This is a genomic window from Antarcticimicrobium sediminis (assembly GCF_004348975.1).
Taxonomy (GTDB): Bacteria; Pseudomonadota; Alphaproteobacteria; order Rhodobacterales; family Rhodobacteraceae; genus Antarcticimicrobium; species Antarcticimicrobium sediminis.
The window spans coordinates 34,228-49,612 of the sequence record NZ_SMFP01000020.1; the positions used below are offsets into that span (position 1 = coordinate 34,228).

Here is a 15,385-nt window from a genome sequence, read left to right on the forward strand (position 1 = left end):
TCAGGCTGCGGTCTCTCAGGGCCGGATCTGGTCGAAAAACTCGGTGAACATGTCCTGTCCTTGGACCGGGGCCGATCCTGCCGCGAGCGCCACCGCCAGACCGATCGCCGAAGAGGTCGGGTTGTGCCGATTGCCCGCTTCGCCCGCGTTGAGGTTCATCACCAGCATCGGCGACAGAAACAGGCCAATGCGGAGGACCTCTTCCCAATCCGTCGGCAACAGCTCGCGGTCTGCCAGATGGGCAAGCCAGGGTTTCCAGAACCTCCGAGCCTTGGTTTCCAGCAGGGCACGGCGTACGGTGGACAAGGCCCAATCGGTGTCGATGAACAACCGCCCCGCCTCAAGCCGCACCTGCGCATGGTAGCGCTGCACCGCGATCTCGGGGTTATAAAGCCAGAAGGGATGGGCGAATATGTTGTGGAAGGTCGATTTGACCTCTGCCAGCAGCGCGGGCACCTTATCGCCCGCAAAGGCCGGGTCGAAGAACGCCAGATGGTCGCGCTTCGGCGCGCGCTCGTACCAGACATTGGCGTTATGCGCGTCGCCGTGCGCCACGATCCCGCCCGCATCGGCCAGTGCCTCGGGGGCATAGCGGCTATGGGCCAGATCAAACATTTCGCTAAGGCTGCGCATATGTTCAATGCCGCCAATCACGGGCCGCGCGGTGGCGATCTCGTCCCAGCCAAGCCGCAACTCGCCGGGAAACAGGAAGTCACGCCCCACATAGAACCGTGCCAACCGGCCCCCGGGATAGCGTCCGTCGGGTTGGTCGATCATCCGCTCGTGAAACAGCCGGTGGATCGGTTCGGCCGCCGATTGCGCCGGAGTGATCGGCACCAGACTGTCCTTGGCGCAGGACAGGATATGGGCGTCGAGGTCCGCTTCGGCCACGCAGGCGCGCGCGATGGCCTCCGCATCATTGCTTTGGTCCAACTCCAGCAGCACATCGGAAAATCGCGGATCAGCGCGGCGGGTATAAATCAGCAGCTGCTCACCGGGCAGGGTCGACATATGCACCGGCTGATCCACCGGCAGACCGGCACGCGCAAGGATGTCGGCGCGGTAATATTCGCCGCGCATCTGCTCTTCGCCCTCTTCCTGATGGAACTTGAAGAAGAAGCGGTTGTCCCCCGAGCGGAAAAACCCATTGAGCGAATTGAGGGAATATTGATCATAATTGATCTTGAGCCCGGTGACCGGGATGTCAAACAGACCGGCGATAAAGCTTTCCAACATGGCTTCGGCGCGGGCCGGGTCTTGGGTCGCAACGGCACGGATTTCCGCGGTGCGGGATAATTGAGCGGCCACGTCAGTCTTCCTTGCATCGGATGATGGTTTTCAGCCCGTTGACCTGACCCGCCAGGTGACGGGTATAGGCATCTGGCACCGCCTCAAGTGGAATTTCTTCGGTGATGAAGGCGTCGAGCGCGGAACCAAGAGCGGGCAAAAGCGTGTTGACCTCGGCCAGTTCGTTGCCGAAGGCATGGCAGCCCAGCAGGGTGATTTCGCGTTCAACCAGCTTGACCGGATCAATCACGGGCATCGCGCGTCCGATGCCCACCAGCGCCAGCCTGCCGCAGCCCTCGATGGCCTCGACCAGCGCTGCGATCACGGTGCTGTTGCCCGTGGTGTCGATGGCATGGCGAAAGCCGCGCGCGGCGGCCTCTTCAAGCGTGACGACCGTGCCGGAGATGGTTTTGGCCACAAGGGATGCACGGGTCGCATTGCGATCCACGACACTCGCCTTATGGCCCGCGCGGCTGGCAAGCAGCGCCACCAGCCCGCCGATCGGGCCGCAGCCGGTGACAAGCACTGCACTGTGCGCCGGCGCATCAAGCCGACGCAGTGCATGCAACGCGACCGAGATCGGTTCGGCCATGGCAAGATGGCGATCCGGCACCCCCGGTGCGGCCCGCATCACGTTGCGCGCGGGTAGGGTCACGGCAGTGGCAAAACCGCCGTCGATCACCTCGCCCAGAAACCCGAGATTGTCACAAACCTGCGACCGCCCCGCGCGGCAAGGCGCGCAGGTGCCGCAGGTATGGCGGCTGTCGACGATGACACGATCGCCCACCGCCACATGCGAAACGCTGTGCCCGGTCGCCGTAATGATGCCGGTGAACTCGTGACCGGCGACCGAGGGCGCGCGGGTGATCCACGCGCCGGTGGCATAGTTGTGCAGGTCAGAGCCACAAATACCCGCCGCCGTGACCTCCAGCGTGACCTCACCGGGTGCTGGCGCGGCAGGCGGGTCGATGGTCTCGACACGGAGATCCTTGGCGGCATGAAGGCGAACAGCGCGCATGTCTCAATCCTTCAGGAAATCGAGGCGCAGGTCGCTGACCGCATTGGCATGGGACGAAAAGCCTTCGTAATCGGCAAGGATCTTGGCGTTGCGCGCCATTTCGGGATAGCCTTTTTCGGTCACATAGCCGATCGAACTGCGGCGCACGAAGTCCGACACCGATAGCGGCCCATAGGTCTGCGCCCCTTTAGAGGTCGGCAGAACCGCGTTCGGCCCAAGCGCGAAGTTGCCGATCGACACCGGCGTATGCGTGCCCAGCAGGATCTCGGCGGCTTCGGTGATGTCGCCCAGATAGTCGAACGGCTTTGTCGACATGATTTCCAGATGTTCGGGGGCGTATTCGTTGACGAAGGCGCAGGCGTCTTCCATCGAATCGGCCACCAGAATGCCGCCCGATGCGCCAGACAGCACCGCTTGCGAGAATTCCACGCGTTGCGGCGTCATCCGGCTCCACAGCTCGGGCAGGGTGTCGATCGCTTCCTGTGCGACCCGCTCGCTTGGCGTTACCAGCCAGGCCGAACTGTCAGGGCCGTGCTCGGCCTCGATTAGCAAGTCCATCGCGGCAAGGCGACCGGACACGGTATCATCGGCAAGGATCATGCCCTCAGAAGGACCGGCGGGCAGGCCGGGATCGATCACGCCGGCCAGAAGCCGCTTGGCGGCCACCACCCAAGGGCTGCCGGGGCCGACGATTTTCTGCGCTTTGCGGATGGTTTCGGTGCCAAAGGCGGCCGCGGCCACAGCCTGCGCGCCGCCGACCTTATAGACGGTCTCCACACCGGCGATGCGCGCGGCCACCAGCGTGGCGGCATCGACTGTCCCGTCAGGACCGGGAGGGGTCATGATCGCGAGATTCGGCACCTTGGCGACCACACCGGGGACGGACGTCATCATGGTCACGGAAGGAAACGACCCCTTGCCGCGCGGCACATAAAGCGCGACCGAGTTGATCGGCAAAAAGCGATCCCCGGCAAAGGCCCCGGGGCGGACCTCCTTCATCCACATCGGTTCGGGAGCCTGCTCCTCGTGAAAGCTGCGGATGTTGGCGATGCCGAACCGGATCGCCTCGATCACCGCATCATCAACCAGCGCAAAGGCCGTGTCGAATTCGGCTTGAGTGACCTTCAATCCCGCTTTCGTCAGCCCCTCTGCCTTGTCGAGCGTGCGCCCGAACCGCACCAGCGCCTCGTCACCCTCGGTGCGCACCGCCTCAAGGATCGGCGCGACTTTTTCGAGGAAAAAGGACAGATCGGCCTCGGAGCGATTGGTCAGCGCCTTGCGCTCCTCACGCGAGAGGGATTTGAGGCGTTTGAAATTGGGGGCAGACATAGCGGTTCCTTTTCGTGCGGGGGTCTGTTTCGAATTGGGGTCGCGGCCAAGCCCTGCGACCGCCCAAGTCATTTGGATTTGAGAAAGATTTCCAGTCCGACGAGCCGGTCCAGAAGCCAGACCGCAAGCAGGGCCAGCACCACGAAAACACTGGAGACGGCCGCCAGATCGGGCGTGATGATTGAGCGGATATTATTGTAGATCTGCACCGGCAGCGTCACGGTACGCGCGTCGGTGAGCAACAGGCTGACAAGAAACTCGCTCATGGCCAGAACGAACATTAAAAGGCCACCGGTGATCACACCGGGCATGACTCCGGGCAGCGTGACATGCAGGAAGGCCTCGATGCGGCCCGCACCACAGCTTGCCGCCGCCAGCTCCAGATCCCCGTCGAGCGCCGCCGCCGAGGAGGAAACTGACCAGATGATGAAGGGCAGGTTGATCACGGCGAGCGCGACACCCAGCGGCCAGACAGACCCAAGGATTCCCCAGCTGCCGAACAGCAGCATCATGCCGATGCCCGAGCCGATCAACGGAATGGTGAAGGGCAGCAGCAGATAGACCTGGATCAGGCTTGAGAACCGCAGGCGGAAGCGTGTCAGCGCGATGCCCGCAAGCGTGCCCACCGGCACCGAAACCGCAAGGCAGATCAGCGAGACATGGATCGAGCGGCCGAAGGCCTGACGCAGGTCACGCGCCATGGCGATCTGCTCGTACCATTTGAGCGAGAAGCCCTGCGGCGGAAAGGTGATGATATTGCCTGCGGTGACCGAGGCCCCCAGCACGATGACCGTGGGCAGCGACAGCACGATGATGCTGAACCACACCAGCGACCAGAAAACGATGCGTTGCGAGCGGCTGGTCATTTCTTGCCTCCCATTCCAAGCGTTCCGGCGCCGAAAAAGGCGATGATAACCCCCACGATCACACTGCCGAGCGCCACAAGGATGAGGGCGAGCGCCGAGCCGAGGCCCTGATCGGCGGTGCGAAAGAACTGGTCATAGATCGCATTGGCGATGAAATCCTGCGACCCTCCGCCCAGCATGGCAGGCATGGCGAAATCGGTCAGTGACAGGGTCCCCACAACCAGCCCAGCCCCGACAAGGCCGGGTTTGGCCATCGGGATGACGATGTGGCGAAAGGTTCTGATCCAGTTGGCGCCCAGCGAATTGGCGGCGGCCTCGATCTCACGCGGGATCGCGGTCAGCGCGGGGGCCAGCATCAGCACGGCAAAGGGCAGCATGTATTGCACGAGGCCAAAGACCACGGCGGGAAAATTGAACAACAGCCGCAGGGGTTCAATGCCCACCAGCCCAAGAATGTCGTTCACCGCTCCCGATCTGCCCATCACGATCAGGATGCCATAGGCGCGCACCACCTGCCCGATGAAGAACGGCAGGAACAGCACGATCAACAGCGCCTTGCGGGTCAGCGCGCTTGTCGTGCGCACCATCACATAGGAATAGGGCAGCGCCAGCAGCAGCGTGAACACCACCGTGAGAGCCGCGCCCAGAAGCGAGCGCCAAAGCACCCGCGCGTAGGTCGCGCTGTCGGCAATGGTGGCGTAATTGGCGAGCGTATAGTCCTCGCCGGGCATGAAGGTTGATCGGTCGAGGACATGCAGCGAGCTTTCGGCGATCTGCACCAGACTGATCACCAGAATGCCCACCAGCAACAACGCGGGTGCGAGCAGGAGCCAGCCGGTGAAACGCGCCATCTTGCGCGGCCAAAGCACGTCAGCGGCGGTGTTGAGCCCGTCAAGGAGCCGCCAGACAAGCGGATAGCGAAACGAATCTTGATCGGGGGTCCGGGTCATCTGGGGCCTATCTGGTCACGCGGGCAGTCTTGGGGTGGCAGTCTTGGGTACAAGGGCAATGTCGGGGGCCGCACCGGGCCGGTGTAGCCCCCCTTGAGCCGGGATCAGCCCTGCATGATTTCCTTGAACTTGGAGAACCAGTCGCTTTCGTTCTGGACCTGCACCGCGTTCGAGATGCGGATCAGGTGCTCGAAATCGGCGGGTTTGGTCGGGTAGGACGGGTCGCCCGCTAGTCCTGCGGGGGGCGTCAGACCAGGGACCACACCGGGCAGACCCAGACCGTCGAGCCAGATCTGCTGGCTTTCCTGCGTCAGGGCGAGGTTGATATACTGCTTGGCCCAGTACAGCTCGTTCTCGGGCAGACCCTTGGGAATCCACAGCCCGTCGGTGTCGAACTTGCAGCCCTCTTCGGGAACGGTCCAGGCGATATCGATGCCGTTCTTCTTGGCCGCCAGCGCGTTGGTCGAAATGGTGCAGGCCGCGTCGATCTCACCATTCTGGAACCAGGTGGTGAAATCGGGATCTTCGCCCAGAAGCGGTTGTTGCGCCTTGATCTCTTTGACGAATTCCCAGCAGGCATCCATGTTGTCGGGAATGTCGTCCAGCGAACCGCCGCCGGCGACCTGTGCCGGGAAGTGGAAGCCGATCCCGTCGTTATACAGCGCGATGCGCCCCTTGAGGCGCGGATCGAGCAGATCGCGCCAGGATTTCGGTGCGCCATCGGGGAAGGCTTCGGGACGGTAGGCCAGCACATAGACATAGCCATAGGTGTTCACAATCGGGTAGCCGTCGACGCCGACCGGCTTGGCCAGATCGGTGGTGTTGGCAAGGTTCGGCAGATCGGACAGGTCCACGGTAACGCCGCGCAGCGCCGATTTGGTGGCGTTGGTGGTAGTGTCCCAATTCACATGGATCGGCGGGATCCGGTTCTGCGCGACCGCGGCCCAGACCTTGGGCTGGATCTCATTATCCTCGGTCAGGTCGTGACGCACGGCAATGCCGGTCATTTCGGTGAAGCGGTCAGAGACCCCGGCCTTGAGCGCCTGCACCCAGTCGCCGCCCCAGGCGCGCACGATGATTTCCGTTGGTTTTTCGGGTTCTTGCGCAAGCAGCTTGCCTGCGGGAAGGCCGCTCAGCAGTGCCGCCGCGCTGGTCGCAAGACCCCCGCGAAGAACAGAGCGACGTGTCATCCGGTTTCTCATGTCTTTCTCTCCTGTGGTTGTGCGCAGGTCTTCGCCTGCCAGCCATGCGGCAGGAAAATTGCTTTCCTGCCTGGGTGTTGCGCCGCCGCTGGTCTGCGGACCTCGCAACTGGATCGTAACTCTCGTGTGCCGTCAGGTATATACATGTGCGCAAGGGATAAGCGCTACTCGGCTCCCCCGTCGGCAAAAATCTTCATATCGGAGGTGTTCCAGCCCAGCACCACGGGCGCGCCGATCTCGAACAGGCCAAAAGTCAGCGGATCGTGGTGGTAGACCCGGATTTCCGCCTCGCCAGCCGTGTTGAGCGCAACGACGTAAAGTTGTCGCTCCCCCTCGAAAATCGCGTCACGCACCACGCCCGACAGCCGCGTGTCGCAGTCGCCCAGTTGTGCTTCCGAGGCGGCAATGCGAATCTGCTCCGCGCGGATCGCTCCGCAGACTGGCGCGCCGTCCGCAATCGCGGCAGAGGCCGTTCCCGCGACCCGTTGGCCTTCGACGACCAGCCCGCCGGCGCAGGCCGTGCCGCGCAGGAAAGACGACATGCCCAGAAAGCCCGCGACGAAGGGATTGTCAGGTGCGCGGTACATTTCGACCGGTCTTGCCTGCTGCTGAATCTTGCCGCTGTCCATCACGATGATGTCGTCCGAAACCACGAGCGCTTCACGTTGATCGTGCGTCACGTTGATCGTGGTCACGCCCAGCTCGTGCTGGATGCGGCGGAACTCCAGCTGCATTTCTTCGCGCAATTTGACATCAAGCGCCGCCAGCGGTTCGTCGAGGAGCAGCAGCTCTGGCTCGAACACCAGCGCCCGGGCGATGGCCACGCGCTGTTGCTGCCCGCCCGACAGCTCGTTGACGCGCCGTGCGCCATAGTCGCCAAGCTTGACCAGATCGAGGAACTGCGCGACGCGATTGGGGATCGTTTTCGGGTTGAAGCGACGCATCTTGAGCGGAAAGGCCACGTTCTGCGCCGCAGTCATATGGGGGAAAAGCGCGAGCTTCTGGAATACCATCCCGATCGAGCGACGGTGCGGCGGTGCGGCATCCACGGATTTTCCGTTGATCGTGATTTCGCCGCTGGTGGGCGTCAGAAAGCCCGCGATCATCTGCAAAAGTGTGGTCTTTCCCGACCCGGATGGCCCGAGAATCGTGAGAAACTTGCCGGCCTCAAGCTCGAAGCTGGCGTTATTGACGGCCTTGAACCCGGAAAAATCCATGGTGACGTTGCTGGCGCATACAGCGACATTGGAGCCGGCTGCCGGCTTGTCCGTCGGGGTCTTGGGGTGTCCCGTGTTCATCTTGTCCTCGCCTCGACGCTGGTGCCGTCACCGTCTGATCACCGACGTCTAATTTGTATATACTTAATGCTTTGGTCTCTGCGAAAATCGGAACGGGTTCGGAGCCGCGCCTAAATTTTAGCCAAAATCCCGCCATCAATCGTAAGGCATTGCCCCGTCACATAGGCCGAGGCGTCAGAGGCGAGGAAAAGCACCGCACCCACAAGGTCGTCGAGATTGCCGAGTCGGCCCATGGGGATGCGCTCTAGCATCGTTTCGACCCAGGCTTCGTCTTCGTAAAACACATTTGTCATCTCGGTGCGGAAATAGCCCGGTGCGATGGCGTTGACCCGCACTCCCAGGTCGGCCCATTCCGCCGCCAGCGCGCGGGTGATCCCGAGGATACCAGATTTGGACGCGCCATAGGGCGTCGCGGTCGGCACCCCCACGAAAGAGGTGAGCGAGGCCAGATTGATGATCGCGCCGCCGCCCTGTGTGCGCATCTGTGCCGCCGCAGCTTGCGCCACGAAAAATGCGCCCTTCAGGTTGGTGTCCAGGATCTTGTCCCAGAGCGCCTCGTCGACCTCCAGTGAGGGGCGGACGTCTTCGACGCCCGCGTTGTTCACCAGTACATCAATCCGTCCGATGTCTGAGAGCCCGGCGCGCACGGCGTTCACGTCGCGCTGGTCCAGCGACAGGCAGTCCACCGTGACACCCTGTGCGCGCGCTTCCTGCGCCAACGGCTCCAACGCGACTGCATCGCGCGCCGTCAAAATCAGATCGGCCCCGGCATGCGCAAAGCCGCGCGCGAGATGCGCCCCGATCCCGCGACTTGCGCCGGTCACAAGGACACGACATCCGCGAAAGTCGAAGGTAACCTTGCCCCGCTTTTGATCTGCGTTGGACATCTGGCACCTCATTTCTGCGTTCCATGTATAGACATGGATGTGACTCTGGGGTGGCATTGAGTCAATGGAGTTTGTCGCGACCGCCCCGAATTTATCGCCGGTAAGCGCGGGGCCTCGACAGGTTCACGACTGCGGGGCAAGCGCCTTGGGCGTGACTTTTGTCTTGAACTCGGCGGTGAGCTGGAAGGCCTCGCCGGGGTAGAGCAGCCGCGCATAGGTCACCCAGTCGCTGCCCATCACGGTTTTGCGCAGGATCTCAAGGCAGGCGGCCCCGACCGGCAGATCAAGGTTGCGCGCCTCGCTCCCGGCGACATTGACCGCGCGGATGGCATTGCGCGCGGTTGACCACGGCATGCTTTGCAACAGCCAGTGGCCGGGCACTTGGGTGGCGAAATCGACATCGCGCGCATTGGGGACCACGTCCACGTTGATGGCGCGGGTTTCCAGACAGAACGGCTCGTCGTCGGCGTAATGCATCCCGCCCAGCACGATGACTTCGTCCGGGATGGGCGGGGACTCCACCCCGAGAAGGCGCAGTTCAGCGGCCTGTGGCACACGGATCTCGGCGGCGAAAAGCTGCCAGCGATAGGTCTTGCCAAGGGCCTCGACTTCGTCCGCCAGATTGTTGATTGGCATGACCGCCGCTTGGGTGCGGGCCTTGGATACGAAAGTGCCGCTGCGCTTGCGCCGCACGACAAATCCTTCCTGCGCGAGCTGGGTCAGCACCTTGTTCATCGTCATCCGCGACACGCCATACTGCGTCGCAAGATCGGTTTCCTTGTCCAGCTGGAACCCCGGACCCCAGATCCGGTCGACGATTTTCTGCCGGAATTCTTCGAGGATTCTCGTATGATGGGTTTCTGGTCCCGCCGTGCGCGCCATTCGGGCTTTTTCCTCGCTGAAACAAGTCTGCTGTCGCCAATATGTATACTCAAAATGTAAATCGCTGAAAGCGGCTTTCGGTGGCCGTACTTCTCCGGACCGCCGAACAGATCCGGGTCGAAGCGGCGAGCAATAGAGCGATAGGTTTGGTATCAGGAGTGCGCAGGAATGTGGCGCGCAGGCGTAAACTGGGCTGTTGCGGGCCTCAGGTCCGGCTGTCGATGGGCCCGCGGCAGGGTTGTGCTGCCGCGGGTGGGGGCAAAATGCCTTGTGTCAGAGCCGGTCGGCGATCAGCCCTTCGACTTCGGCGACTGGAGTTGGCTCACATCGCGCACGGCCCCGCGCGCGGCCGAGGTGGTCAGCGCGGCATAGGCTTGCAATGCGCTCGAAACCTTGCGCTTGCGTTTCTCGTCCGGCTGCCAGCCCTTTGCATCGCGCGCTGCGCGGCGGTCGGCCAGCACTGCATCCTCCACCGCCAAGTGGATCTTGCGGGCCGGAATGTCGATCTCGATCAGATCGCCTTCCTCAACCAGACCGATGGTGCCGCCCTCGGCTGCCTCGGGCGAGACGTGGCCGATCGACAGCCCCGAAGAGCCGCCAGAGAAGCGGCCGTCGGTGACCAGCGCGCAGTCTTTGCCAAGGCCTTTCGACTTCAGGTAGGAGGTCGGGTAGAGCATTTCCTGCATGCCGGGGCCGCCGCGTGGACCCTCATAGCGGATCAGCACGATATCGCCCTTGTGGACCTTGCCGGTCAGGATCGCGTTCACCGCGCTGTCCTGGGATTCGAAGATGCGCGCGGGGCCGGAGAAGGTGAGGATGGACTCGTCCACACCTGCGGTCTTCACGATGCAGCCGTCTTCGGCCAGATTGCCATAAAGCACCGCCAGACCGCCGTCCTTGGAGAAGGCATGCTCGGTATCGCGGATCACACCATTCGCCCGGTCCAGATCCAGCGTGTCATAGCGGCGTGACTGTGAAAAGGCGGTCTCGGTCCGCACGCCGCCCGGGGCAGCGCGGAAAAACTCATGCACGGTTTCCGAGTTGGTGCGCGACACATCCCAGCGCTCGAGCGCATGGCCGAGGCTTTCGGCATGAACCGATCCAACCGAGGTATCCAGCAACCCGGCGCGGTCAAGCTGGCCCAGGATCGCCATGATACCGCCGGCGCGGTGGACATCCTCCATATGCACGTCGTTCTTGGCTGGCGCGACCTTGCACAGGATAGGGACATTGCGTGACAGCCGGTCGATGCGGGACATGTCGAAATCGACCTCGCCCTCATGCGCGGCGGCCAGCAGGTGCAGCACGGTGTTGGTTGAACCGCCCATCGCGATATCCAGCGTCATGGCATTCTCGAACGCCGGAACCGTCGCGATGGAGCGCGGCAGCACCGATGCGTCATTCTGCTCGTAATAGCGCTTTGCCAGATCGACGATAAGATGCCCGGCCTCGATGAACAGGCGCTGGCGGTCGGCGTGGGTGGCCAGCGTCGAGCCGTTGCCCGGAAGCGACAGGCCCATCGCCTCGGTCAGGCAGTTCATCGAGTTCGCGGTGAACATGCCCGAGCAAGAGCCGCAAGTGGGGCAGGCGGCCTGTTCGATCGCCTCGACCCGTGCGTCGGAATAGCTGTCGTCGGCTGCCGCGACCATGGCGTCAACGAGGTCGAGCGAGGTTTCCTTGCCGTCCCAGACGACTTTGCCGGCCTCCATCGGCCCGCCAGAGACAAAGACGCAGGGGATGTTCAGCCGCATGGCTGCCATCAACATGCCGGGTGTGATCTTGTCGCAGTTGGAGATGCAGACCATGGCGTCGGCGCAATGCGCATTGACCATGTATTCCACACTGTCGGCGATGATCTCACGCGAGGGCAGCGAGTACAGCATGCCGTCATGGCCCATGGCGATGCCGTCGTCGACCGCTATGGTGTTGAATTCCTTGGCGACGCCGCCGGCCTTTTCGACCTCGCGCGCGACCATCTGGCCCAAGTCCTTCAGGTGCACGTGCCCTGGCACGAACTGGGTGAAGGAGTTGACGATTGCAATGATCGGCTTGCCGAAATCGCCATCCTTCATGCCGGTGGCACGCCAGAGACCGCGGGCCCCCGCCATGTTGCGGCCGTGGGTACTGGTTCGCGAACGATAATGGGGCATCGAGCCCTCCCTGTGAATTTGATCAGCGCACCATATCCATCTCGTGATTGCGAGTGAAATATATTATTGTGCCCCGATTGGGTCGCTCAGGATATGAATGATGGATGTGCGAAACCTCAGGCATTTCGTCGCCGTGGCCGAGACGCTGCATTTCGGACGGGCTGCGGCGCGGCTGGGGATGACGCAACCGCCGCTGAGCCAATCCATCCGCGCATTGGAACGCGAGCTGGGCGCGCCTCTGTTTGTGCGGACCAGGCGCAGCGTGTCCCTGACGCCCTTCGGTGCGGAGTGGTTGCCACATGTCCGCAGCGCGCTCGACGGCGTTACGGGTCTGTCCGATATAGCGGAGCGGATCCGCAAAGGGCGCGCCGGGCGGCTTGAGCTCTCCTTCGTCAGCACGGCCGATTACAGCATCTTGCCGCGGCTGGTGCATGGCTTCCGGCAGCTTTATCCCGATGTCGATCTCGCCCTGACAGAGGCCACCAGCGACATGCAGATCGCCGCGCTTACCGAGGGTAACGGGCAGGTCGGGATCGTCATTCCGTCTGGTGACGTACAGTTGCCCGGGATCTTCGCCTATCGCAGGTTGGTCTCTGAACCCCTCATAGCTGCCGTCCCCGAAAACTGGATCACCGAAGGGCGCCTGAGGACGGTCGCGGGCCGGCTGCCCGCAGATGCTGTGCTTTCGTCTCCGCTTGTCGTGTTCCCAAGACAGGCCGCACCTTTGTTTTATGATTTGGTCATCGGGTATTACGCGGCCTGTGGCGGCACGGCGCATATCGTGCAGACCGCCATCCAGATGCAGACGATCATCAGTTTGGTTTCGGCGGGCATGGGGGTCGCGCTGGTCCCGGCCTCGTTGCGCCATCTGGCGCGCTCTGGCGTGCGGTATCTGGAATTGGCGGGGGAGGTTCCGCAACTGGAAACTGGCATCATCTGGCGTCGTGACGACAAGACGCCGACGCTGGGGAACTTCCTTGATATGGTCGAGACCGTGATCGAACGCGCCCCCAAGGCCTGAACGGCTTACCGGTCCGCTATCCCGGAGACATACACCGGCGAGATCAAAGCGCTTGGCCCCTGATCCGACCGCCGTTGTGCGCGGGGGCGTCGTCTCGTGGATGTCGGCTATGCGGACAAAATGACGTTTCAATCTCTTCTTGTGAGTCCCAAAAATGTCTGTAATTTTCTCACTATTCTCAGGGCGGGGCGAAATTCCCCACCGGCGGTAAGCAGTTTCAGCTGCAAGCCCGCGAGCGCCTTCTTAGGGAAGGGTCAAGCAGATCAGGTTTGAGTCCTGAGCCGACGGTTAAAGTCCGGATGAAAGAGATTGTGCATGTAGCTCGCATCTTGCGGTGCTGCAGGTGCGTGATCGCCTTGGGTGAAGTGTCGCTAGCAAGGAGATCATTATGACACCCACCCGATACGCCTTTATCAAAGCGAACTGGCATTCTGAAATTGTCGATCAGGCATTGGTAGGTTTTCAACAAATAATCCCACCCGATCAGATAGACGTATTCGATATCCCGGGGGCTTTTGAGATGCCGTTGCTTGCACGCAGGCTGGCCCGGAGCGGAAGGTATCATGCGGTAGCAGCCGCTGCACTTGTCGTGGATGGAGGGATTTACAGGCACGATTTTGTTGCTCAATCCGTTGTGAATGGTTTGATGCAGGCGGGTTTGGACGCGGATATCCCCATTCTTTCGATCTCGCTGACGCCGCACAATTTTCAGGAAACTGAGCATCATGTGAACATCTATCGTGAACATTTCATTTTGAAAGGGCGGGAAGCCGGTGAAGCGGCCTTGCGGGTCAAAGCCATGTTGGAAACGATCGCGGCTTAAACCTGTAACGGCGGCTTTGAGGGTCGCCGTTACGAACATCCTATGACGACAACGGGTTCATAACAGTCAATCGCCCAGTTGATGGTCGCGGCGGAGAAGATAGGTATCCATGATCCAGCCGTGCTGTGCCCGCGCCTCGCCGCGGCGGGCAGTGATCTCATCGGCGACCTCTGCGAGCTTGCCGGCGCAGAGGATCTGCTCGGCACTGCCAAGATAGGCCCCCCACCAGATCTTCAGCCCTGCGGGGTCGAGCGCGCGAAAGCTGCATGCACCGTCGAGCAGGACCACCAGCGTCTCTTCGCCTTCGGGCCAGCCATGATCGCGCAGCTGACGGCCGGTGGTAATCTTGACCGGCCCGTTCACCGTGTTGAGCGGAATCGCGTGGGCTGCGGTCAGCGCCTGAATCGCGGTGATCCCCGGCACGACATGGATCGTCGGGCGCGGGTCAAGCCGCTCTGCGATGCGCAGCGTGCTGTCATAAAGTGACGGATCTCCCCAGACCAAAAGCGCCACTGGCCCGGCCACTTCGACCGTCGCTAGCGCGGCGCTCCAGCGGCGGGCGATCTCGTCGTGCCAGGTCGTAACGCGCGGCCCATAGGGCAGGGAGGGATCGCGCAGCGGATAGTCAAAGGTCACGATTTTGGCTTGGGTGCCCGTGGCATTGATGATCCCGTATCGCAGCGCCGCCAGCGCCTCTTTGTCGTCGCCCTTGAGAGGAAGCAGGATGACCGACGCATCGCGCAGCGCCTGCATTCCCTCAAGCGTCATATGAGCGGGGCTGCCGGTGCCGATCCCGACGAGCCACAGATCCTTGAGCATATTTGCTCTCCTTGGAAAAGTGGCCCGGAGTCCCTTGCGGAATTCCGGGCCTGCGGTCGATGGCCGGATCAGGCCGCGTAGAGGCGCGGCGTGAAGATACGGCCAAGCCCGGTGTCACGAAGCGATTTTGCGGCGGCGAGCACGGCAAGATCGGCCAGCGGCTCGATCAGAACCACGAGCATGTAGGCGCCGCCAAAGGTCAGCACCGACTGCACCGAGGCCGCCGTGACGCCCTGACCATAGAACACCCAGAAGGCGACCCAGCCGACAACCCCGGCCTGAAAAGCCCCGGAAAGTTTCAGCACATCGCCATAGCGCAGATCGACATAGGCTGTCGCTTGGGGGACGACGCGTCGCGCCAGCGCCGCGATGCCAAACAGCGGAACCAGCAGCGTGGTGACGTTGACGAAATACATCGGCAGGTCGGTCGGCGCAAAGAACAGCCCCTGCACCAGCAGACCGAGCGCGAGCCCGATCGCCGTGGGCGCGGCCCCGAGCAGAAGGAACAGTGTCGAGCCAAGGATGAAGTGGACCTCGGACACCCCGACGGGAAAATGCGGCAGAAGCTCGAAAAAGACGAAGGTACCGACAGCGGCCAGAGCTGTGCGCGCGGCAAAGGTCGCGACGTTGGTTCTGGAGATATCTCCAAAGGCTTCTTTGGCGGTATAGGCTGCGGCCCCCGCTGCGGTGGCGGCGGCAAGCGCCATCTTGGCGCCGTCGACGACACCCGGTTCGATATGCATGACATGTCCTTTCTTGGTGATGCGGCCTTGCTGGCTGCGGTTGTGCCCGGACGGGCAGTAAAACGGGGTCGCATGGCGGTCATTTGGCGCTCGGGGCTCTCGCCCGGTTC

The 15,385-nt window shown here is 62.4% G+C and carries 14 protein-coding genes and 1 riboswitch; of the genes, 2 read left to right on the plus strand and 12 right to left on the minus strand.

What is annotated here, in order from left to right; all coding sequences use genetic code 11:
• Window positions 1–15 precede the first annotated feature (15 nt).
• The 10 genes from E1B25_RS19860 to ilvD form a co-directional block, all read right to left on the minus strand.
• A complete protein-coding gene (locus E1B25_RS19860; protein WP_132831326.1) occupies window positions 16–1,308 on the minus strand; it encodes a hypothetical protein in 1,293 nt (430 codons plus the stop codon).
• A gap of 1 nt (window position 1,309) precedes the next feature.
• A complete protein-coding gene (locus tag E1B25_RS19865; RefSeq protein ID WP_132831327.1) occupies window positions 1,310–2,305 on the minus strand; it encodes a zinc-dependent alcohol dehydrogenase in 996 nt (331 codons plus the stop codon).
• Between the two features lie 3 nt (window positions 2,306–2,308).
• Window positions 2,309–3,634 carry a histidinol dehydrogenase gene (hisD, locus tag E1B25_RS19870; protein WP_132831328.1) on the minus strand — a complete coding sequence of 442 codons (1,326 nt, stop codon included), beginning with the start codon at window positions 3,632–3,634 and terminating at the stop codon, window positions 2,309–2,311.
• A gap of 68 nt (window positions 3,635–3,702) precedes the next feature.
• Entirely contained in the window at window positions 3,703–4,500 is a 798-nt protein-coding gene (locus tag E1B25_RS19875) for an ABC transporter permease (protein WP_132831329.1), read from the minus strand.
• Entirely contained in the window at window positions 4,497–5,450 is a 954-nt protein-coding gene (locus E1B25_RS19880) for an ABC transporter permease (RefSeq protein ID WP_132831330.1), read from the minus strand. The genes E1B25_RS19875 and E1B25_RS19880 overlap by 4 nt, the downstream gene beginning before the upstream one ends.
• Window positions 5,451–5,554: 104 nt before the next feature.
• Window positions 5,555–6,652 (minus strand): ABC transporter substrate-binding protein, encoded by a 1,098-nt coding sequence (locus E1B25_RS19885; protein WP_132831331.1) that lies wholly within the window; start codon window positions 6,650–6,652, stop codon window positions 5,555–5,557.
• Window positions 6,653–6,816: 164 nt separating this feature from the next.
• The gene (locus E1B25_RS19890) at window positions 6,817–7,950 is read right to left on the minus strand and encodes an ABC transporter ATP-binding protein (RefSeq protein ID WP_132831332.1); all 1,134 of its coding nucleotides are present in this window, start codon (window positions 7,948–7,950) and stop codon (window positions 6,817–6,819) included.
• Between the two features lie 110 nt (window positions 7,951–8,060).
• Window positions 8,061–8,837 (minus strand): SDR family NAD(P)-dependent oxidoreductase, encoded by a 777-nt coding sequence (locus E1B25_RS19895; protein WP_132831333.1) that lies wholly within the window; start codon window positions 8,835–8,837, stop codon window positions 8,061–8,063.
• Window positions 8,838–8,960: 123 nt separating this feature from the next.
• The gene (locus tag E1B25_RS19900; RefSeq protein WP_132831334.1) at window positions 8,961–9,719 is read right to left on the minus strand and encodes a histidine utilization transcriptional repressor HutC; all 759 of its coding nucleotides are present in this window, start codon (window positions 9,717–9,719) and stop codon (window positions 8,961–8,963) included.
• Between the two features lie 290 nt (window positions 9,720–10,009).
• Window positions 10,010–11,869, minus strand: coding sequence for a dihydroxy-acid dehydratase (gene ilvD, locus E1B25_RS19905; RefSeq protein ID WP_132831335.1), 1,860 nt, complete (start codon window positions 11,867–11,869; stop codon window positions 10,010–10,012).
• A gap of 100 nt (window positions 11,870–11,969) precedes the next feature.
• Here ilvD and E1B25_RS19910 point away from each other — a divergent pair, with 100 nt between their 5' ends.
• Together E1B25_RS19910 and E1B25_RS19915 are read left to right on the plus strand one after the other, a co-directional pair.
• The gene (locus E1B25_RS19910; protein ID WP_132831336.1) at window positions 11,970–12,890 is read left to right on the plus strand and encodes a LysR family transcriptional regulator; all 921 of its coding nucleotides are present in this window, start codon (window positions 11,970–11,972) and stop codon (window positions 12,888–12,890) included.
• Window positions 12,891–13,060: 170 nt separating this feature from the next.
• Window positions 13,061–13,205: riboswitch (FMN riboswitch) on the plus strand.
• Between the two features lie 73 nt (window positions 13,206–13,278).
• Window positions 13,279–13,713, plus strand: a complete 435-nt coding sequence (locus E1B25_RS19915; protein WP_132831337.1) for a 6,7-dimethyl-8-ribityllumazine synthase — start codon at window positions 13,279–13,281, stop codon at window positions 13,711–13,713.
• A 66-nt stretch (window positions 13,714–13,779) separates the two neighbouring features.
• Here the strand turns inward: E1B25_RS19915 and cobF are convergent, their stop codons facing one another.
• Both cobF and E1B25_RS19925 read right to left on the minus strand, forming a co-directional pair.
• Entirely contained in the window at window positions 13,780–14,532 is a 753-nt protein-coding gene (gene cobF, locus E1B25_RS19920) for a precorrin-6A synthase (deacetylating) (RefSeq protein ID WP_132831338.1), read from the minus strand.
• A 68-nt stretch (window positions 14,533–14,600) separates the two neighbouring features.
• A complete protein-coding gene (locus tag E1B25_RS19925) occupies window positions 14,601–15,275 on the minus strand; it encodes an energy-coupling factor ABC transporter permease (RefSeq protein ID WP_132831339.1) in 675 nt (224 codons plus the stop codon).
• Window positions 15,276–15,385 lie beyond the last annotated feature (110 nt).

Coding starts and splice junctions, on each gene's coding strand:
- E1B25_RS19895 (WP_132831333.1), bottom strand. CDS start 8,837: ATGTCCAACGCAGATCAAAAGCGGGGCAAGGTTACCTTCGACTTTCGC.
- E1B25_RS19885 (WP_132831331.1), bottom strand. CDS start 6,652: ATGAGAAACCGGATGACACGTCGCTCTGTTCTTCGCGGGGGTCTTGCG.
- E1B25_RS19915 (WP_132831337.1), top strand. CDS start 13,279: ATGACACCCACCCGATACGCCTTTATCAAAGCGAACTGGCATTCTGAA.
- E1B25_RS19890 (WP_132831332.1), bottom strand. CDS start 7,950: ATGAACACGGGACACCCCAAGACCCCGACGGACAAGCCGGCAGCCGGC.
- ilvD (WP_132831335.1), bottom strand. CDS start 11,869: ATGCCCCATTATCGTTCGCGAACCAGTACCCACGGCCGCAACATGGCG.
- E1B25_RS19910 (WP_132831336.1), top strand. CDS start 11,970: ATGGATGTGCGAAACCTCAGGCATTTCGTCGCCGTGGCCGAGACGCTG.
- hisD (WP_132831328.1), bottom strand. CDS start 3,634: ATGTCTGCCCCCAATTTCAAACGCCTCAAATCCCTCTCGCGTGAGGAG.
- E1B25_RS19875 (WP_132831329.1), bottom strand. CDS start 4,500: ATGACCAGCCGCTCGCAACGCATCGTTTTCTGGTCGCTGGTGTGGTTC.
- E1B25_RS19925 (WP_132831339.1), bottom strand. CDS start 15,275: ATGCATATCGAACCGGGTGTCGTCGACGGCGCCAAGATGGCGCTTGCC.
- cobF (WP_132831338.1), bottom strand. CDS start 14,532: ATGCTCAAGGATCTGTGGCTCGTCGGGATCGGCACCGGCAGCCCCGCT.
- E1B25_RS19900 (WP_132831334.1), bottom strand. CDS start 9,719: ATGGCGCGCACGGCGGGACCAGAAACCCATCATACGAGAATCCTCGAA.
- E1B25_RS19880 (WP_132831330.1), bottom strand. CDS start 5,450: ATGACCCGGACCCCCGATCAAGATTCGTTTCGCTATCCGCTTGTCTGG.
- E1B25_RS19865 (WP_132831327.1), bottom strand. CDS start 2,305: ATGCGCGCTGTTCGCCTTCATGCCGCCAAGGATCTCCGTGTCGAGACC.